Source organism: Corynebacterium sp. MSK019, assembly GCF_030232425.1.
Classification (GTDB): Bacteria; Actinomycetota; Actinomycetes; order Mycobacteriales; family Mycobacteriaceae; genus Corynebacterium; species Corynebacterium jeikeium_D.
In genome coordinates, this window is record NZ_JASPJT010000016.1 from 1 (window position 1) to 18,478 (window position 18,478).

Below are 18,478 nucleotides of genomic sequence, written 5' to 3' on the forward strand. Positions count from 1 at the left end.
CGGAAAGGGCCCATGAGATAAAAAGGGCCCACCCGGCGACACACCGAGCGGACACACTTTTTGTCACTTAACCCGCAGTTCCAGCCCGGTTTTTCGCGTTTATCCCTGAATAATTCGCAGCGATGCCAACCTGACCTCGCCGTATTCATCAGATGCAGCCAAGTCAACGCCCGCTTCAAAGCGCCAGCCGTGGTCGCCCTCAGGGTCATCGAGTATCTGGATCACATGCCATAGGCCCTCACCAGCCTTGCGGTCAATCGAAATCATATCGCCGCCGCGAGCCTTTGCATCGATCCCTAGGTCATCGTATTCATCGAAGTAGTCATCCATCGCGGCAGGCCAATCTGGCGCATCGTCGAGGTAGTTGTCCAGGTCGGCCAGCTCCTCCTCCTTTTCAAAGGCAAAGAGCTGCACGTGGCGAAACATGAGATTGCGCACCATACGGGTAAATGCACGTTCGTTGCCTGTAAGGGGCCGCGACTCGTCGGTGCCAAAAGCCGCTTCCTTGAGAGTTTCCTCGTCCAATGGCTTGTCCGGATCGGCCATCTGCGCCCATTCATCCACCAGGGAGTTATCCACCTGCACAACGAGCTCGCCGAGCCATTCCACAATGTCCCGGAGTTCCTCGTTAGCGGCTTCCGGAGGGAGAGTGTGTCGCAAAGTGCGCCAGGCATCGGTGAGGTAGCGCAGGAAAATACCTTCAGAGCGGGCAATTCCATACTCAGATACCACGTCCGAGAAAGTCATGGCCTTTTCCACCATCTCGCGCACCACAGACTTGGGCGACAGCGAAAACTCACGCACCCACGGGTGACCTTGAGCATAGGTGTCGAATGCGCCCTCCAGCTCGTCGGCAAGCGGCATCGGCCATGTGATGTCTTCGACGATGTTCATACGTTCGGTGTAATCAACACCCTCGGCCTTGAGCGCGGCGATTTCTTCACCGCGTGCCTTTTTCTGCTGCGCGATGAGCAGTGGGCGAGGGTCTTCCAGAATTGACTCAAACACACTGATGACATCGAGTGCGTAGTTCGGGCTGTCCTTATCCAACAGTTCGAGCGCGGCGATGGCGAAAGGCGACAGCGGCTGATTGAGCGCGAAGTCACGCTGCAGCTCCATTGTCAGCTCGGGGCGGCAGTCATCGCCCTCGCCATGCGTGACGACGATTCCCGCGTTGACCAAACCGCGGTAGAGCTCAATTGCGGTCAGAATAGCCTCATTTTGCTGGTGGCGGGTGTCGTGATTGGTGCGCAGCAGATGACGCATGTGTTCGTAGGTATCGCCTCCACGTGCAATGACGTTGAGCAACATACCGTTGGTAACTGCAAAGCGGCTGGTCAGCGGCTCCGGTGGCTGAGAAACGATTTTGTCGAAGGTCTTCTCCGACCATGTCACTTCGCCCTTGGGAACGGACTTCAGCCGCAATTTCTTCAGTTTGGCCTCATCCTGGCCGGCACGGCGCCGCAGCTTGGCGTTTTCGATTTCGTGTTCAGGTGCTTCGACAACTACGGTGCCCTCGGTGTCGTAGCCAGCACGGCCGGCGCGTCCAGCGATCTGGTGGAACTCGCGTGACTTGAGAATACGGCTACGACGGCCATCGAACTTGGCCAAACCGGTAATCAGCACCGTGCGAATAGGCACGTTAATGCCGACGCCGAGGGTATCCGTGCCACAGATGACCTTCAGCAGACCAGTCTGAGAGAGACGCTCAACCAAACGACGGTACTTCGGCAGCATTCCCGCATGGTGGACGCCAATGCCCTGGCGCACCAACTTGGAAAGAACTCGACCAAAGGCCGTGGTAAACCGGAAATCGCCAATCTCTTCGCGAATCCGCTCCTTCTCCTCCTTCGTCAGCAGCTTCAGACCGGTCAGTGCCTGAGCCTGTTCAGCTGCTTGGCGCTGGGAGAAAAAGACGATGTAGATTGGGGCTTTGCCGGATTCCAGCAACTCCGCCAGCGTGTCATGAACTGGTGTGTAGACATAGTGGAAATCCAGCGGTACCGGGCGCGTCGTACCTGTAACGAGGTTGACGTCGAGTCCCGTGCGTTCCTTCAAATCCGTCTCAAACTTTTGAGTATCGCCGAGAGTGGCGGACATCAACAGGAATTGGCAACGGGAAAGCTCGAGCAAGGGCACTTGCCATGCCCACCCGCGATCGGGATCCGCATAGAAGTGGAATTCATCCATTACCACCTGGTCAATATCGGCGTCGGCCCCGTCGCGCAGGGCGATATTGGCGACAATTTCCGCAGTTGCGCAGATGATGGGTGCACCACCGTTGACGGTGGCATCGCCGGTCATCATACCGACGTTCTCAGCGCCAAAGACCTCGCAGAGGGCAAAGAACTTCTCGCTGACCAAGGCCTTAATAGGCGCTGTGTAAAAGCTGCGCTGGCCACGAGCGAGGGCGCAGAAGTGGGCAGCAATAGCCACCATGGACTTGCCCGAACCTGTCGGAGTGGCAAGGATGACGTGGTCGCCACCAGCGAGACCAATAGCGGCCTCCTCCTGGGCCGGGTAGAGCGTGATGCCCTGATCCCTGGTCCAGGCAATGAACGAGTCCATAATCGCATCGTCGAAAAGGGACTCTGGAACCTCAGCTAGGTCGGGAAGCATTTCAGATAGTGACACGCTTCCCACCCTAGCGGTAACCCCGGATTAGAAGCGGAACCAGGGCTTCCAGCCGCGCCGACGGCGAGGTTGTTCCGGTTCACCGGATTCTTCGCTTTCCGCCTGCTCTTCCCGAGGCTGTTCTGACTCAGGCTGTTCGGCAGTGCCGTCTGCAGAAAACTCCGCAGACCTATCATCCGCCGAGGCCGACTCGGATTCTTCCGAGTGTGCGTCAGTGTCCTCTGATGTAGTTGCCGAGGAATCCGAGCTGGCCGGGGTCTCCGCCTCGTCGTCAAGCGAGGAAGAATCCTCTACTGGGCGCAGCGGTTGAGAAGCGAGGAACCTTTCGAACTCAGCGCCAATCTCGTCGGCCGAAGGCATCTCGCCGTTAGGTCCAAGCAGGGGAGAAGTCTCCAGCTCTTGACGACGTTGAACTTCCTGGTCGTACTGTTCCTCGAGAAGATTGACCAGCTGAGAGACCTCGCCGGAATCATTCGTCTGCGTATTGAGCAGCTCCGCCACCCGCGCGGATTCCTTCTCCAACGCCTCAAGCGGGAGCTCGAGCTTGGCTAGTTTTGCTACCTCCTGCAACAGCCGCAGTGACGCCAGCGGATACTCAGAGGCCGCGACATAGTGTGGCACCTGTGCGGTGAAACCAAAGGCATCACAACCGCGGCTTGCGAGCTCGTACTCAATGTTCAGGCTCGCAGCACCCGGAACTGTGACGCGGTTTCCCCAGGTATGCATATCACCGAGTTTCCGCTTATCTGTGCCATGGGCGATGATGCCCAGTGGTCGGGTGTGCGGAACCGTCATCGGAGCCGAGTACAGCGACACAGTCCGACCGACATCGTAGCGCTCCGCCAACTCTGCAACGGCAGTCGAGAAAGCCTCCCACCGCATGTCTGGCTCAGGGCCAGAAAGCAGCAAGAACGGCTTACCGACGTTGTCGCGAACCACATTGAGTGACAGGTTCAAATCGGATACATCCACAATCTGGTCGTGGTTCATCGTCACAGAGGGACGGCGAGAACGATAATCAATCAGCTCGTCGATAGAAAAGTTCACCAATGGACGGTGCTCGAGAGCATCCAAGAGGAAACTAGCTGATTCCGAGACGGCATTACCGGCATCCGCATAACCGCTAAGTGCAATGACCAGGGTCAGATGGCCCTCGCTTCCCGTTACGTCAGGAACCGGAAAAACTACCTCGTACATATTGCCCTGAGGCTTGTCGGTCGGATCACTCACGTACGACTACCTCCTGCATCACATTTTTCGTCATTTGAAGTAAACAACCACGATACCGCAGAAATTATTCCAGTTATCCACAAGTTGAAAGTAGTCCACAGATGGGCCGATTTTTCCGGTCGCGCACAAGCAAGGCTGTTGCGGATTCGATAACAATGAGAGCCACCAGATGGCGAGAGGATTGTCCGCTGTCGAGCTATTCCAATGGGGGGAAAAGGGGTAAGGAATTAATGGGAAACAAAAAGAACTTCGGTGCAGGACAAAAGCCTGAAATTGAGCCGAGTGTTTTTCTGACGAACCTGCCGGGAATCGTTGGATTCTATCCGCGGGGGCAGGTAGTGATTGCGGCGTTGTATCGTCAGCAGGTCGAAGGTCTCATCGAAGGCAAGGTCGAGTTTGATCCGACAGCGCATGCTGGCCCGATGCTGATTAAGGATGTGGCCTCGATGGAGAGCAATCCTGACTTGGTGCGGGCAGCCGCGGACTTCCTGCTCGATGAAGGATGCACTCACGCAGATGTGTTTATCATCGACGAATCCTGGGGGATTGAAAAGGACTCCACACCTATTACAGGCTGGCTGCGAGAAGGCGGCCTGCATGAGGTGCGTTTGGCGGGCGTTGCCACTATTGCTGCGGGGGAAGTTGTCACGGACGAGCAGGGAGAGATCGTCGGCATTGTCGGTGACAGTCTGATGACCGACAATGCAAATCTAATCTCTCGGCAGGGAGAGCAGATTTTCAAAAACTATGAGGAGTACCGCAGCTATTTTCGAGGTGGCCAATTCCGCGACAGTAAAGACAGGGCTCTGATTGAACGCCTCCGGGAACGAGCGACAGCCGTTGAGCAGCCTAGGAAGCTCAAAATTGGTTCGGACAATCCCGCGCTCATCGAGCATTTCGACATGCTAAAAGCCGCCGTGGAAAACGTGGCCGATGGTGTGATGGATGCACATGAGGCGGTTCGCGATGAAACCGCGGGATATGCCATTGCTGCAGCACTGACCAACGTCACCTTGCGCGATATGTCCATGATTTTCATTACTACGCAGTTGGCGCAATCAATGGGAGAAATCTGGCGCGAGGCCGCAATCGTCCACCGCGGCAGCCTGCGTGCTAACGCTTTAGCGTGTTTTGCCATCGCAAAGTTCGCGGCTGGGCTGGAGAACTATGCGCAAACAGCTCTCGATGAGGCAGCGGGGGAGCAACCGAATCATTCACTGACTCAGTTGCTGGAAATTGCGGTCGCCAATCAAATTGTGCCGAGGTGCGTTGGCACAATTCTTGGTGCGGCACAAGAGGTGCTGCGCAGGGTATACAAGGTGAAAATGCCGCGTATTGATTAGCGACCCTGCAAGCTGTGCTGCAGTACCTAGCGGTGCGCCGAGTGGGCTCGGTCGCCGAGGTTCTTGGTGTACTCCCATGCATCGGCGACGATGGTTTCCAGCTCCGTATGATTGGGCTTCCATCCGAGCTCGTCCATGGCGCGCTGAGAAGAGGCAATAAGGGTTGCCGGATCACCGGCTCTACGCGGTGCATCCTCAGCAGGAATCGGGTGACCGGTGACCTTACGGCAGGTCTCAATAACCTGGCGAACCGAAAAGCCGTCGCCAGAACCGAGGTTGAAGATACGGTGGGTTCCCGGCGTGTTGGACTCCAGTGCCAAGACGTGCGCATCGGCGAGGTCTTTGATGTGGATGTAGTCACGAACCGCGGTGCCGTCCGGAGTCGGCCAGTCATTGCCAAAGACCATAATCTTGTCGCGGTGACCGAGCGCAACCTGCAGTACCAGGGGGATGAGGTGAGTTTCCACCTCACGGTTTTCGCCAAAACCGCCCCAGGCACCCGCCACATTGAAGTAACGCAAGCTGGTAGCGCCGATGTTGTATGCCTTGGCGTAAGACGAGATGGCGTAGTCCATGGCCAGCTTGGTGGCACCGTAAGGGTTGGTCGGTGCGGTTGGCATGTCTTCGGTAATTGGTGTCTTCTCTGGCTCACCGTAGGTTGCAGCTGTCGAAGAGAACACCAGGTTATTCGTACCGGTATCACGCATTGCGTCGAGTAGCTTCAGGGTTTGGCCCACATTGTTGTGCCAGTAGTCGGAAGGAACCTCAACAGACTCGCCAACAAGCGATTTCGCAGCGAAATGAACGACGCCGTCGAAGCTGTCGGAGGACAGAACCTCGTAGGCCTTGTCCGCCACATCGCCTTCGACTAGGGTCGCGCCCTCTGGCACCGCATCACGGTTGCCAACAGAGAAGTTGTCCAGAATGGTGACGTCGTGGCCAAGAGAAATCAATACTGCCGAGCACACGCTACCGACGTAGCCGGCACCACCAGTGACGAGGAGTTTCATTTGATAATCACCATGATTGCGTGAGACAGAGTATCCGGAATGTCAAGAGAATGATCACCACGGGCGAGAGTCACGCGGCCGGCGGCAACCTCGGCAAGTGCCTCAGTACCCGGCATAATTCCAGCCTTGTGGAGACGCTTCATGTAGCTCTGCTCGACCTGCAGGATTTCGTTAATCTGGACGATCTCAACGGTGTACTCGCCGGGGTTTAGATCGGACAGTCGGCGAACGTTCTCTAACGACTCTGGTGACTGAGTCCCACCGAGGTCTCCCAAACCGGGAATCGGATTGCCGAATGGGGAGCGTGTGTAAGAGTCAAGCACGTCGAGAAGTTTGCGCTCGACCTCGTCACTCATTACGTGCTCCCAGCGGCAGGCTTCGTCGTGAACCTTGTCCCATTCGAGGCCAATGACATCCGTAAGTAGGCGCTCAGCTAGGCGGTGCTTACGCATGACAGCCGTGGCCAGCCTGCGGCCCTCGTCGGAAAGCTGCAAGCTGCGATCTGGGGCAACTACGAGAAGGCCATCGCGCTCCATGCGCGCAACGGTTTGGCTAACGGTCGGCCCCGACTGCTCAAGGCGTTCGGCAATGCGAGCACGCAAAGGAATGATGCCCTCTTCTTCGAGTTCGAAAATCGTACGTAAGTACATTTCCGTGGTGTCAACCAAATCCCTCACGGTTTTCCTCCGATAACACAGTCTTAAAAGTTTTCACTCAAGTATTAGGATAACCACACTTGCGCAAGAAAGATGTTAGGGCTCGCAAATCTAGTGGCTTTGGTGCTGATTAGGCAGCGAAAAGCTTGGTTCGGTGGGCGCTGCTGAGACGGAAGGGAGCGTACGCGATGTCGAAAGTTCGACGTGCAGACGAAAACGCCGACCGCCAGTGTGGATGAAACTCCGGCACGGGGTCGGCATTGAAGTCCAGCTCTATCTCAGGGCTGAAATTAGGAACCCTATCGATGTCACCGCCATGTGGCGTTAGTTTGCGTACTCACGCAGCTTGTCAGCACGGTCACCCTCGCGGAGCTTGGACATAACTTCCCGCTCAATCTGGCGGACGCGCTCTCGAGACAGGCCAAAGTGGCGGCCAATCTGATCCAGCGTGCGGGGCAGGCCATCGTCGAGACCGTAGCGGAGCTTAATAACTTCCTGCTCTCGAATCTCGAGAGTGGACAGAACCTTGCGGACATCGTGGTGACGCAGGGAAGCGACAACTGCCTCCTCGGCATCAGTTGCCTCTGAGTCCTCGATGAAGTCTCCCAGAGGAGCTTCCTCATCAGTGCCCACCGGCATGTCCAAGCTCACCGGGTCGCGGGACTGACGCAGCAGCATCTCAATCTTGGCTTCTGGAATGCCGGATTCCTCTGCCAATTCCTCATTCGTAGCCTCACGGCCGAGTTGCTGGTAGAGCTCACGCTTGATACGAGAAATCTTGTTGACCTGCTCAACCAAATGGACGGGGAGGCGAATGGTGCGCGACTGATCAGCCATACCGCGGGTAATAGCTTGGCGAATCCACCACGTTGCGTAAGTGGAGAACTTGAAACCCTTGGTGTAGTCGAACTTTTCCATGGCGCGGATGAGGCCCAAGTTGCCCTCCTGGATTAGATCCAGCAGAGGCATACCGCGGTTGGTGTAGCGCTTCGCCAGCGAGACCACAAGACGGAGATTGGCTTCGAGTAGGTGGGCGCGTGCAGCCTTACCTTCCTTTGCCAAAATCTTGACATCACGCTTCTTTGCGCGGGTCATTTTCGCGCCGGTCTGCAGCAAATGCTCGGCGTATACACCGGCTTCAATGCGCTTAGAAAGTTCCACCTCTTCTTCAGCGCTGAGAAGAGCAGTCTTTCCGATGCCGTTCAAATACACACGAACCAAATCGGCGGACGGATTGGAGTTATTGCCAGTGCGGCGCCCCTTGTCCCGTGGCTGACCTTCCAGTTCGTCATTTTGAATATCGGCACTCTTCATGAATCTGCCTCCTGGATTTTTAAGTGGACTCGATAACTACAACGCACGGAGTTACGGAAATGTTCCCGTGAAAGTTGATGAATGTCAATAGGGTAATTTTTCCATGCAAATATAATGTTAAGAAAAACTGCCGCGACTAGCATTCTATGAGAACTGTAAAGGGTCCATCATTGACGGATGCGACCTCCATCATCGCTCCAAATTGTCCCGTTTCGACCGTCAAGCCACGATTGCGCAAGTTCTCGACAATTTTTTCTATGACGGGTCCGGCCTCTGGGCCCGGAGCCGCGTCTACCCACGACGGCCGCCGTCCCTTCTTTGTCGCCCCCATCAACGTGAATTGGCTAACAACGAGCACCGGGGCGCCAGCGTCGACAGCGCTGAGCTCGCCATCCAGAATGCGCAGCTCCGCAATCTTGCGGGCCATCGTTTCCCAAGCATCGGCAGTGTCCTCGCGGCCAACACCTACGAGCGCCAAAATGGCGCCGGTATCGCCTCCGTCAACGTGGCCAACAACGGAGCCGTCGACAGTGACTGACGCGGATTTAACTCGGGTGAGAACGGCTTTCATTTACTGTTTATCCTCCAAGAGCTCGGCGGGGAGAATCAGACCATGGCGAACCAAGTCAACGACGATGGGAACTAGGGCGTCCTTGATTGCAGGGACTTCGGACTCATCAAAGGCTCCAAACATTGCCATGATGTCGATGACGGAGCCCAGGGCAGCTTCGGGATGCAGTGCACCCAGGATGGTTGCGACGGACTCATCGATTGAGTGTGTCCAGGCGGGGCCGTCGGTGCGTGAGATGCGCGTATCGAACTCAGTGAAGCCCTGGCCGCTGTCGACGTCGGCAAGCGAAACGCGTTCTAAGGCGACGCCGGGTCGCACAGTAAAGGCAGCTTCGAGGATGGTGTTAGCAGTTTGTGCGCGAAGCCATTCGGCGCGGCCGAGATACTCCTGGGCTTCGGCGCCGAAGGGAGCGGCCAAAGGCTGCGGCATTTCTTCGCACACGGCGGAAGTCGGGCCGGCAATGCGTTGGACTGTGATGTAGCCGAACCCGATGCCTGTCACGCCGCTGTTGCGGAAGTGCTCCAGCCAGGCACGGGAGCGCTCGCAGCCTTCTGGGCTGCGGGGGTCGATGGACTCGTCTCGAAGCCAGGTGCCGATGTATTCCGCCGGCGTGGCGACATCTCGTTGTGTTACCCACACTTCGAGGCCTTCAGCAGGGAGCCAAGAGGCGATGCGCTGTTGCCAACTTTCGCCTTCGATATGGGCCCAAGCACCGAGCAGATGCGCCGTGCCGCCGTCGGTGAGATGGTCGGCCAGACCGCGGATCATAAGTTCGGTGGCACCGTCCAGATTCAATCCTGAGTCACGGTAAACATGTTCCACACTTGGCAGCCCTACGACGAACGGCGGGTTCGCCACAATGCGGTCAAACTTCTTGCCTGCAACCGGTTCAAACCACGAACCTTCGACGGCCTGCGCCTGGTCGAAGCCATTTGCGGCGAAAGTAGCGCGGGCAAAAAACAGCGCCCGGGGGTGAATGTCCGTCGCGACAATCGACTTTGCATCCGGCTGGGCAAGACTCTGGACGCCACAACCGGCACCGAGGTCGAGTACGGATTCCACCGCCGAGGTCGGCGAAATATCGAGGAGGGAGCGGGAAGCCCGCCCTACGCCCAAGACATGATCGGGTCCAGGAACGTGATCGCTCATAGAGGCATCGCGGTCGGAAAAGACAATACGGTCGACTCCCGCAATCTCGACCGGGCGCACATCGATACACACCTGTGCGTTGGTGGCGGTGCCGGCAAGTATGCCGCTGCCCAGTAACTTGGCTGTCAGCTCAGCCCCAAATAGCTGCTGTGCGTCGGCGAAATCGCCCAGGATGAAAAGACGCAACGCGGTCACAGTGTCCGCAGAAACGCCCTCAGTTTCGGTAAGTAGAACATCGACAACGCCGGGCTCACCGCGGTCCAGCGCGGCCAGTCCCTCGGCGCCTAGGACTCGACGCAGTGACTCACTGGAAAACTCAAGGAGCCTGAGCGCGGTGGCAAATTCCTCCGCACAGTCGACAAAATCACGAAGCTGCTGATCAGTCGGTGGGGTGAAGGTGGAGGGGGAAAAGGTCATCGTAGGCACTACCTTCGTCGTAAAGCGGGGCGGAGGGGCTAGTTAGGGGAGCTTGACGACGAATCGTCGTCTTCCGGCATATCGATGACATTTGCGTCATCGAAGGGATTTGAGGTGGTCTCGTTACCGGACTGCGTCGGTGCGTCGGTGTCTTCGGTACTGGCGGCAGAACCGAGCGCGCGCATCTCTGCTTCCTTGAGGGCGCGCTGGCGTTGCTGCTCCTCCCATTTGCGGTTTTGCTCGCGTACAACTCCAGGCTTGTAGACGCGCGGCTTACGCTTGTCAGCGGGTTCTCCAACGCCATTGGCGATGACAACCGCGATCCACGGCATGGGTACGGAGACGACCATGAGAATCGCTGCAATCCACGGCACATCCCACCACAGATAAAAAGCGCCGGAAAGAAGCAGCAGCGGAATGCGAGACCATTGCAGAGCCGCGTAGACGTGGCGGCGGTGGTCATAGTTGCGAATCCGAGAGCCGCGGGCGTCGGTAATCAACGCCGCGTCTTTCTTGCGTCGCCGGGAACTTCCGCGTTTCGGCAGCGCGGAGTCGCGACGGTCATTGATTCGCGCCATGGTTGTCTAGCATACGCCTGTGGCGTGGGGTCGTCTCAACTAGCTATGTCCGTTGCAGCCGCATGCTCGCGTAGTCGTAGCGATGTTGTGGATGGCTGTGGAAGGCAGCAGTCAGCAGCGGCCAGCACCTGGGGCACTGGGCATAATTTGACCGATGGGGCACAATTGGAATCTGTGAGCACTCCATTGAAGACGACAAAGACGATTGAACGCACCGATACCCGCGTCGATGAGTCGACGAGGGACGATACCCCGAAGTTCTTCCATTACGTCAAGAAGGACCAGATCGTGAACTCCGCGGTCAACGGCTCCTACGTCGTTGCTCTGTGCGGTGAAACCTTCCCTGTGAAGAAGTCAGCGAAGCCGGGTTCACCGGTATGCCCTGACTGCGAGCGGATTTACAAGTCCCTGCGTCGCAAGTGAGCGGGCTTCGTAAATGGCAGCAGGAGGCCCTCGACAAATACCTGGCGACTAACCCCAAGGACTTCCTTGCAGTGGCGACACCGGGCGCAGGTAAGACGACCTTCGCCTTGCGTATCGCCAGTGAGTTGCTGTCGCGCCGGATCGTCGAGCGCATCATCGTCGTGGTTCCCACTGAGCACCTGAAAGTGCAGTGGGCTGCTTCCGCTGCTCGTTCGGGGATTGCGTTGGATCCCAAATTCACCAACGCCAAGGGTGTGGTAAACCCCTCCTACCAGGGAATTGTTGTGACCTACGCCCAAGTCGCAGTGCATCCGTTTAAGCACCATGCCGTAGCCACCGCTCGGCCGACATTGGTGATTCTGGACGAGGTGCACCATGGCGGCGATGCCAAGAGCTGGGGCGACGGTATTTCCGAAGCTTACGGCGATGTCGAACGCCGCCTGTGCCTAACTGGTACGCCGTTCCGCTCCGATGACGCGGCGATTCCGTTTGTTCGCTACTCGCCGGACGGCGATGGTTACTCGCGTTCCGTCGCCGATTACACGTACGGCTATTCCAATGCGCTTGCCGACGGCGTCGTGCGCCCAGTGGTCTTTTTGGCTTATTCCGGTGAAGCTCGCTGGCGTGATAGCGCGGGTGATGAGTTCGCTGCGCGACTGGGCACCGTGATGAGCCCAGAGGAGACCACGCGTGCTTGGCGCACCGCGCTTGACCCAAAGGGCGAGTGGATGCCATCTGTGCTGCGGGCAGCGCACACCCGTCTCTCGCAGATGAGGCAGCATATCCCGGACGCGGGTGGTCTGGTCATCGCCTCCGATGCGGCAACTGCTCGTGCGTACAAACGCATTCTCGAGCAGATTGCCTCTACGCCGGTGGCGTTGGTGCTCTCGGATGAACCGGGCTCGTCGGAACGAATCAAGACTTTCTCCGAGTCCACCGATGAGTGGATGGTGGCCGTGCGCATGGTCTCCGAAGGCGTGGACGTGCCGAGGCTGGCGGTCGGCGTGTACGCGACCAGTTCCTCGACTCCACTATTCTTCGCGCAGGCTATCGGACGATTCGTGCGAAGCCGCATGCCAGGGGAGACTGCTTCGGTCTTCTTGCCGTCGATCCCGGTGCTGCTCGACTTGGCCTCGCAGATGGAGGTGCAGCGCAACCACGTGCTCGGCAAGCCGGATCGGCCTTCGGAAGGCTGGGAAGATGACTTGGTCGCTGAGGCCAATCGCCGCAAGGATGAGCCCGACGAATTGCTGCCGGCCTACGAATCCATTGGCGCGGATGCTGAACTTGACTACCTCATCTACGACGGCTCCTCCTACGGCACCGCAACCGTTGCCGGTTCCGCCGAAGAGGCCGATTATCTGGGTTTGCCAGGGCTTCTCGACGCCGATCAGATGCGACTCTTGCTGCGTCAGCGGCAGGATGAACAGCTTAAAGCCGCCAGTGCCCGAGAGAAGGAAGCCCGCGAGGAGGCGAGGGAATCGTCGTCAAGCGGGGGCGAAGGGGGCGCGGTGCACCGGATTGAGGGATCAGCGTACCCAAGGCCGCAGAAGGTGGCCAGTGAGGTGTTGCCGAAGTTGCGGAAGGAGCTCAATACGCTGGTGTCGATGACGGCGGCGCGGACAGGTAAGCCACATGGTCAAGTGCATAACGAGGTTCGGCGCGCCTGTGGTGGCCCGCCGACTGCGCTATGTACGGAGGAACAGTTGCGTGATCGCATCAGCTACCTGCGTAATTGGTAGGGTTTCAAACGAACTGAGCAATCTATGGTGGAGAGAAGAATGTCGGCAAGCAGTGATAAGTCGAGGCCGTCGGAATTGACCGGCGGTGGTTTGTCGGCTGTACCAGGCAATGACGGTCGGACTATTGGCGTGCTGGCACTGATCTTTGGCGTCGGCGGACTCTTGATGTCCTGGATGATTGTTGGTGGCATCCTCGGGGTCTTTGGCATTGTTCTGGGCATTATCGCGATGGCGAAGGCAATGAGTGCTAAGAAGCGCGTGCAGGCAGCTGGGGGAGACGCGGTCATCAGCGGTTCGTTCGGATTGGGCGTGGTCGGCATTGTGACGGGTATTGCAGCCGCCGTGGTGTCGCTGATGCTGTATTCGTCGACATCAGATGCGATGTCGAAGTGCGAGAAGTTCGAGCGCACCTCTGGAGAGTATGCCGAGTGCATCTCTAAGCAGATGGGTACTGATCAGCCAAAGAAGCAATCGGAGTGAGTTCGGAAGCGACATCAATGGCGGTCTTACTTTGTGCCCGGAGTTTTCGGTCAACGCCAGATACGCAATCAGGAAATGAGCTAACCCCGTAATCCACCCCCGAAGCCCAACTGCCTGCAGTTTCGGCCGGGGGTTTCTTAGTGAAATCTCATATTTGGCCGAGTGTTGGTAATGATATTGGTGTCAGAAAGTACCCACATTTGGCATCCCCTACATGCGGTAAACGTTTGAACATGCGTGCAATACAGGATGTCTGCTGATTATTAAATAGGAGCGTGAATCGTGGCAGCGACATCTACGCGCGACAACTCCCCGGAACTGTCACCTGGCCAACAAGACCGTGGATACCTCAGCCGAGAGCTTTTCCGTAAGCGCACCGGTCTAGGACTCGGTATCATCCTGGCCCTGCTCGTGTACTTCTTTATGCCGGCTGAGCTCGATCACAACCTGCGTGCAACCGCAGGTGTAGCAGTGCTTATGGCCGTGTGGTGGATGTCCGAGGCTATCCCGATTGCCGTTACGGCTCTGCTGCCGCTGGCTCTATTCCCGATTCTCAACCTCGCGGAGATTAAGGATTTCTCGGGCAAGTACACAGACCCGACCATCTTCCTCTTTATGGGCGGCTTCCTGTTGGCGCTGGCGATGCAGCGTTGGAACCTCCACAAGCGCGTCGCATTGTGGGTTCTGGTGCTCATGGGGTCGTCACCAAAAATGCTGATTCTCGGCTTCATGGTGGCTACTGGCTTCCTGTCGATGTGGGTCTCCAACACGGCCACGGCCGTGATGATGCTGCCAATCGGTGTGTCCGTCCTGAGCCTCATTGTCCGAATGCTGCACGATGAAAAGGTTCCTGCAGAGGATACGGGCTCTGCGAGTGAATCCGTCGCTGAAACCCCCGGTGGGGATGCGCTGGAGGAGGCCGAGGAGTCGTCGTCAAGCTATGACCCGATGCCAAAGTCAAACTTCGGTATCGCGCTGATGCTGGGTATCGCTTACGCGGCATCGATTGGCTCGCTGGGCACGATTATTGGTACTCCGCCGAACGCGATGCTGGCGGCCTACATGGCGGAGCAGGGTGTCAACATTGGGTTCGGCCAGTGGATGCTGCTGGGTGTCCCGGTGGCGGTTGTGCTCATGCTCTGTGCCTGGTTCCTGTTGACGAACGTGCTGTTCAAGCCGGAGATTACGCATATTCCAGGTGGGCGCGAACTCATGCGTGACGAGTTGAAGCGCCTTGGCCGTATGTCGACTGGAGAGCGCCGAGTGCTCCTAGTGTTTATCGCGGCGGCACTGGCGTGGGTCTTTGTTCCGGTGCTGCTGCCCGACACCAAGATTGCCGATGCGGTTATCGCAATGACCGTGGGTATTGCGTTGTTCCTTATTCCGGGTGGCCCTAATGGCGTGAAGCTCATGCGCTGGGAAAATGCGTTGGAGCTGCCGTGGGGTGTGCTGCTGCTGTTCGGTGGTGGCCTGGCGCTGTCCTCACAGTTCGGTGCCTCTGGGCTGTCGGACTGGATTGGCGAGCAGCTGTCTACTCTCGGCTGGATGCCAGTGGCTGCACTCGTGGTTGTCGTCGGCGCCGTTGTGCTGTTCCTGACCGAGTTCACCTCTAACACCGCGACGGCCGCGACCTTCCTGCCGCTGGTTGGTGCGATGGCAATCGGTCTGGGCCACGACCAGATGATCTTCGCAGTTCCAGTTGCACTGGCAGCTACTTCGGCATTCATGATGCCGGTTGCAACACCGCCGAACGCCATCGCCTACGGCTCCGGCTACGTCAGCATGGACAACATGGTCAAGGCCGGTGTCTGGCTGAACGTCGTCGCACTGATCGTGATTTCTGTGGCATCGCTGACGCTCCTGCAGTGGGTATTCGGCGTCGTGTACTAGCTGGGTAGGTAGTAGCCCGTAGTGGATGGTGGGGCAGTGCGCTGAACCGCCACCGGGCTTCTCCGCCTAGCGTTGCTTAGATGCCCGTTCGCCCCGTTCCACTTTGGTGGTTCGGGGCTTTTGGCTGCAAATGTGAAACTGCGTGAGTTTATGACACTTTCAGGCCATTTTTCAGGTCATTTTTGACATAAACGCAGTCAGTAACTCACTAGCGCTGACACCAAAAGAAAAACCGGGCCCGAATAAGGTGTGAAACCTCATTCAAGCCCGATTCTCTGGGGCTAGCTGTTAGCCCCTGAACAACTTCAGGTTAAAGCTTTACTCCAAGTAGTCGCGCAGAACCTGCGAACGCGATGGGTGACGCAGCTTGGACATCGTCTTGGACTCGATCTGACGGATGCGCTCGCGTGTCACACCGTAGACCTGGCCAATCTCGTCAAGCGTACGCGGCATGCCGTCGGTAAGGCCGAAGCGCAGGCGGACGACACCGGCTTCACGTTCGGAGAGAGTCTCCAGAACGTCGCCAAGCTGGTCCTGGAGGAGCGTGAAGCTGACGGCGTCCACAGCGATGACTGCCTCTGAGTCCTCAATGAAGTCACCGAGCTGGGAGTCGCCCTCGTCACCGATGGTCTGGTCCAGCGAAATGGGTTCACGAGCGTACTGCTGAATCTCGAGAACCTTTTCCTCGGTGATGTCCATCTCCTTAGCGAGCTCTTCCGGAGTGGGCTCGCGGCCCAAATCCTGGAGCAACTCGCGCTGGATACGACCGAGCTTATTAATGACCTCGACCATGTGAACCGGAATACGAATGGTTCGAGCCTGGTCGGCCATTGCACGAGTAATGGCCTGGCGAATCCACCACGTTGCGTAGGTGGAGAACTTGTAGCCCTTGGTGTAGTCGAACTTCTCGACCGCACGAATCAGGCCGAGGTTGCCTTCCTGAATCAAGTCGAGGAAAGCCATGCCACGGCCGGTGTAGCGCTTTGCCAGGGACACCACAAGACGGAGGTTGGCCTCGAGCAGGTGATTCTTGGCGCGCTGACCGTCACGAGAAATCTCGCGCAAGTCGCGCTTTTGGGCGTAAGCGATGCGCTCGCCGGCTTCCTTGGCCTCGTCAATCTTGTACTGCGCATACAGACCGGCCTCGATGCGCTTTGCCAGACTGACTTCTTCCTCGGCAGTCAGCAGCGCGACCTTACCAATCTGCTTGAGGTAGGCGCGGACAGAGTCGGCGGAGGCGGTGAGGGCAGCATCTTTGCGGGCCTGACGCAGACGAGCGGACTCGTCCTCGTTCCAGACCTCGTCGCCCTCGTCCTCTTCATCCTCGTCTTCGTCTTCGTCCTCGTCGTCCTCTTCTTCATCATCGTCGAGGTCGTCGTCTTCGAGGTCGTCATCATCCAGATCGTCGTGAAGATCATCGTCTTCGAGATCATCATCCAGATCCGGGTCGTAGTCCTGCTCCTGCTCCAAGTCGTGGTCGAGTTCCTCGTCCTCGAGCTCTTCGTTCTCAGTTGCGTCGAGAGCCTGCGCGTCCTTCGCCTTCGCTGCAGCAGCCTTGGCCGCGGTGGCCTTCGCAGCCGTTGTCCGCTTAGTTGCCTTCTTGGCGGCGGCCTTACGCGTGGTCTTCTTAGCGACGGACTTCTTGGCCGCCTTCTTCACGGTCTTCTTGGCCGCTGCCTTCTTAGCGGTCGTCTTCTTCGCCGCAGTTTTGGTAGCAGCCGTCTTTTTGGCAGCAGTTTTCTTCGCGGCAGTCTTCTTTGCCACGGTCTTCTTCACTGCCTTCTTGATGGCCTTCTTTACAGCCTTCTTTGCAGGAGTAGCTGAACCGGTGCCACTCCCGGTGGATTGGTCCTGAGCTTGCCCCAGTTCGTTGCCTGCCACGAACGCCCTTTCACGATGTACGTTGTGTGCGCCGCCAAAGCCGCCGCCAGCTTCTCTCGGTCGAAGAGAAGCTCAACGCGCCAGTGGTGCGCCTTTACTTCGTCTATAGCCAACTAGCCGAATGGAAAACATTCAGAGCTGACCTTTTCGTGCCACGGTCATCAGTGTTGCTTTCTGGCTCCTAGCGAAGAAGTAATCGGTGAAAATCCTCATCGAAGCAGTGCGCTGGAATTCGATTTTCCCAATCCTCCTCGAGCCTGTTGATTATTCAACCTTGCCGTGAGTCAACTTCTTATTGTAAACCAATTCTTAAAATCGCCGCCACGGGGCATGGCTTCAAGCACGTGTCACGCCCGACACGTAGCTACCAATCCCCATATAAGAAATGAAAGTGGTTAAGGGTAAAGTCCCTGGTCAGCTGCAAAGGCGGCGCCAGCAATACCCGCATTATTATCCAGACTTGCGGGGACAACTGGAGTCTTACATGTCAACAGCGGAATCCACTTTTCGTGTTCGCGACTGATTCCGCCGCCGACGATGATCCGTGACGGCCAAAACAGCGCCTCGTAGGTCTTAAGCACCTTGCTCACGCGCTCAGCCCACTCTTCGAAGCCGAGCCCCTCCACATCCTTAACTCTCGCGGATGCAAAGTGTTCGGCCTCCATGCCATCAATGATGAGGTGGCCTAACTCCGAATTGGGGTAGAGCAGTCCGTCATGAATAAGCGCGGAGCCGATGCCTGTACCAAAAGTTAGCAACAACACGGCGCCTGTCTTATTGCCCGGATCGCCAAACTGGACTTCAGCGAGGCCGGCAGCGTCAGCGTCGTTAAGCACGTGCGCCTTGTTGTTGGGCAGGTATTTAGCGAAGAGCTCTTGGCAGTTCGTATTAACCCAAGAACCGTCAATATTGGCGGCCAGCAAGGCAATCTGATTCTGTACGACGGACGGAATCGTGATGCCGACATCGGAATCCCACTTCGCAATGTCCACAATTTCTGCAATGGTCTCCGCAACCGCTTCCGGAGTTGCCGGCTGTGGCGTGAAAATTTTAATGCGGTCGCCAATAAGCTGCCCAGTTTCAAGGTCTACGCGGCCACCCTTGATTCCAGAGCCTCCCACGTCGATGCCAAATCCAATTCGTTGTCCCATAGCTCAAAT

15 protein-coding genes are annotated in these 18,478 nt (G+C 57.5%); 5 read left to right on the plus strand and 10 right to left on the minus strand.

Going from position 1 to position 18,478, the window contains the following annotated elements:
- Positions 1-99: 99 nt before the first annotated feature.
- Positions 100-2,619, minus strand: a complete 2,520-nt coding sequence (locus QP982_RS09835) for a DEAD/DEAH box helicase (protein ID WP_284870499.1) — start codon at positions 2,617-2,619, stop codon at positions 100-102.
- Positions 2,620-2,661: 42 nt separating this feature from the next.
- Complete coding sequence (locus QP982_RS09840) at positions 2,662-3,864, minus strand: PAC2 family protein (protein ID WP_016422640.1); 1,203 nt, start codon at positions 3,862-3,864, stop codon at positions 2,662-2,664.
- A 230-nt stretch (positions 3,865-4,094) separates the two neighbouring features.
- On the opposite strand from QP982_RS09840, the gene QP982_RS09845 reads away from it, so the two are divergent.
- The gene (locus tag QP982_RS09845; protein ID WP_070856706.1) at positions 4,095-5,207 is read left to right on the plus strand and encodes a DUF4192 domain-containing protein; all 1,113 of its coding nucleotides are present in this window, start codon (positions 4,095-4,097) and stop codon (positions 5,205-5,207) included.
- A gap of 26 nt (positions 5,208-5,233) precedes the next feature.
- On the opposite strand, the gene galE is transcribed toward QP982_RS09845, so the two are convergent.
- From galE to QP982_RS09875, 6 genes are all read right to left on the minus strand, one after another.
- Positions 5,234-6,217 (minus strand): UDP-glucose 4-epimerase GalE, encoded by a 984-nt coding sequence (galE, locus tag QP982_RS09850; RefSeq protein ID WP_016422642.1) that lies wholly within the window; start codon positions 6,215-6,217, stop codon positions 5,234-5,236.
- Entirely contained in the window at positions 6,214-6,894 is a 681-nt protein-coding gene (locus QP982_RS09855; protein WP_016422643.1) for an iron-dependent transcriptional repressor DtxR, read from the minus strand. The genes galE and QP982_RS09855 overlap by 4 nt, the downstream gene beginning before the upstream one ends.
- 303 nt (positions 6,895-7,197) lie before the next feature.
- The gene (locus QP982_RS09860) at positions 7,198-8,187 is read right to left on the minus strand and encodes a sigma-70 family RNA polymerase sigma factor (protein WP_016422644.1); all 990 of its coding nucleotides are present in this window, start codon (positions 8,185-8,187) and stop codon (positions 7,198-7,200) included.
- A 136-nt stretch (positions 8,188-8,323) separates the two neighbouring features.
- Positions 8,324-8,758, minus strand: coding sequence for a D-aminoacyl-tRNA deacylase (gene dtd / locus QP982_RS09865; protein WP_016422645.1), 435 nt, complete (start codon positions 8,756-8,758; stop codon positions 8,324-8,326).
- Positions 8,759-10,324 carry a DUF7782 domain-containing protein gene (locus QP982_RS09870; RefSeq protein WP_284870493.1) on the minus strand — a complete coding sequence of 522 codons (1,566 nt, stop codon included), beginning with the start codon at positions 10,322-10,324 and terminating at the stop codon, positions 8,759-8,761.
- Positions 10,325-10,362: 38 nt separating this feature from the next.
- On the minus strand, positions 10,363-10,902 hold the full coding sequence (locus QP982_RS09875) for a DUF3099 domain-containing protein (RefSeq protein ID WP_016422647.1): 540 nt from the start codon (positions 10,900-10,902) through the stop codon (positions 10,363-10,365).
- A gap of 174 nt (positions 10,903-11,076) precedes the next feature.
- Between QP982_RS09875 and QP982_RS09880 the strand changes: the two genes are divergently transcribed.
- From QP982_RS09880 to QP982_RS09895, 4 genes are all read left to right on the plus strand, one after another.
- Entirely contained in the window at positions 11,077-11,325 is a 249-nt protein-coding gene (locus QP982_RS09880; RefSeq protein WP_005509477.1) for a DUF3039 domain-containing protein, read from the plus strand.
- On the plus strand, positions 11,322-13,067 hold the full coding sequence (locus QP982_RS09885) for a DEAD/DEAH box helicase (RefSeq protein ID WP_048733265.1): 1,746 nt from the start codon (positions 11,322-11,324) through the stop codon (positions 13,065-13,067). The genes QP982_RS09880 and QP982_RS09885 overlap by 4 nt, the downstream gene beginning before the upstream one ends.
- 39 nt (positions 13,068-13,106) lie before the next feature.
- Positions 13,107-13,547, plus strand: coding sequence for a hypothetical protein (locus QP982_RS09890; RefSeq protein ID WP_016422649.1), 441 nt, complete (start codon positions 13,107-13,109; stop codon positions 13,545-13,547).
- 282 nt (positions 13,548-13,829) lie between these two features.
- Positions 13,830-15,437: an SLC13 family permease gene (locus QP982_RS09895; protein ID WP_070549534.1), complete on the plus strand. Its 1,608-nt coding sequence runs from the start codon at positions 13,830-13,832 to the stop codon at positions 15,435-15,437.
- 318 nt (positions 15,438-15,755) lie between these two features.
- Here QP982_RS09895 and QP982_RS09900 read toward each other — a convergent pair whose 3' ends face one another.
- Together QP982_RS09900 and ppgK are read right to left on the minus strand one after the other, a co-directional pair.
- Positions 15,756-17,318 carry an RNA polymerase sigma factor gene (locus QP982_RS09900; protein WP_016422651.1) on the minus strand — a complete coding sequence of 521 codons (1,563 nt, stop codon included), beginning with the start codon at positions 17,316-17,318 and terminating at the stop codon, positions 15,756-15,758.
- A gap of 395 nt (positions 17,319-17,713) precedes the next feature.
- Positions 17,714-18,469 carry a polyphosphate--glucose phosphotransferase gene (gene ppgK, locus QP982_RS09905; RefSeq protein ID WP_042388657.1) on the minus strand — a complete coding sequence of 252 codons (756 nt, stop codon included), beginning with the start codon at positions 18,467-18,469 and terminating at the stop codon, positions 17,714-17,716.
- Between the last annotated feature and the right edge of the window lie 9 nt (positions 18,470-18,478).

Coding starts and splice junctions, on each gene's coding strand:
- QP982_RS09835 (WP_284870499.1), bottom strand. CDS start 2,619: ATGCTTCCCGACCTAGCTGAGGTTCCAGAGTCCCTTTTCGACGATGCG.
- QP982_RS09860 (WP_016422644.1), bottom strand. CDS start 8,187: ATGAAGAGTGCCGATATTCAAAATGACGAACTGGAAGGTCAGCCACGG.
- dtd (WP_016422645.1), bottom strand. CDS start 8,758: ATGAAAGCCGTTCTCACCCGAGTTAAATCCGCGTCAGTCACTGTCGAC.
- galE (WP_016422642.1), bottom strand. CDS start 6,217: ATGAAACTCCTCGTCACTGGTGGTGCCGGCTACGTCGGTAGCGTGTGC.
- QP982_RS09875 (WP_016422647.1), bottom strand. CDS start 10,902: ATGGCGCGAATCAATGACCGTCGCGACTCCGCGCTGCCGAAACGCGGA.
- QP982_RS09890 (WP_016422649.1), top strand. CDS start 13,107: ATGTCGGCAAGCAGTGATAAGTCGAGGCCGTCGGAATTGACCGGCGGT.
- ppgK (WP_042388657.1), bottom strand. CDS start 18,469: ATGGGACAACGAATTGGATTTGGCATCGACGTGGGAGGCTCTGGAATC.
- QP982_RS09870 (WP_284870493.1), bottom strand. CDS start 10,324: ATGACCTTTTCCCCCTCCACCTTCACCCCACCGACTGATCAGCAGCTT.
- QP982_RS09845 (WP_070856706.1), top strand. CDS start 4,095: ATGGGAAACAAAAAGAACTTCGGTGCAGGACAAAAGCCTGAAATTGAG.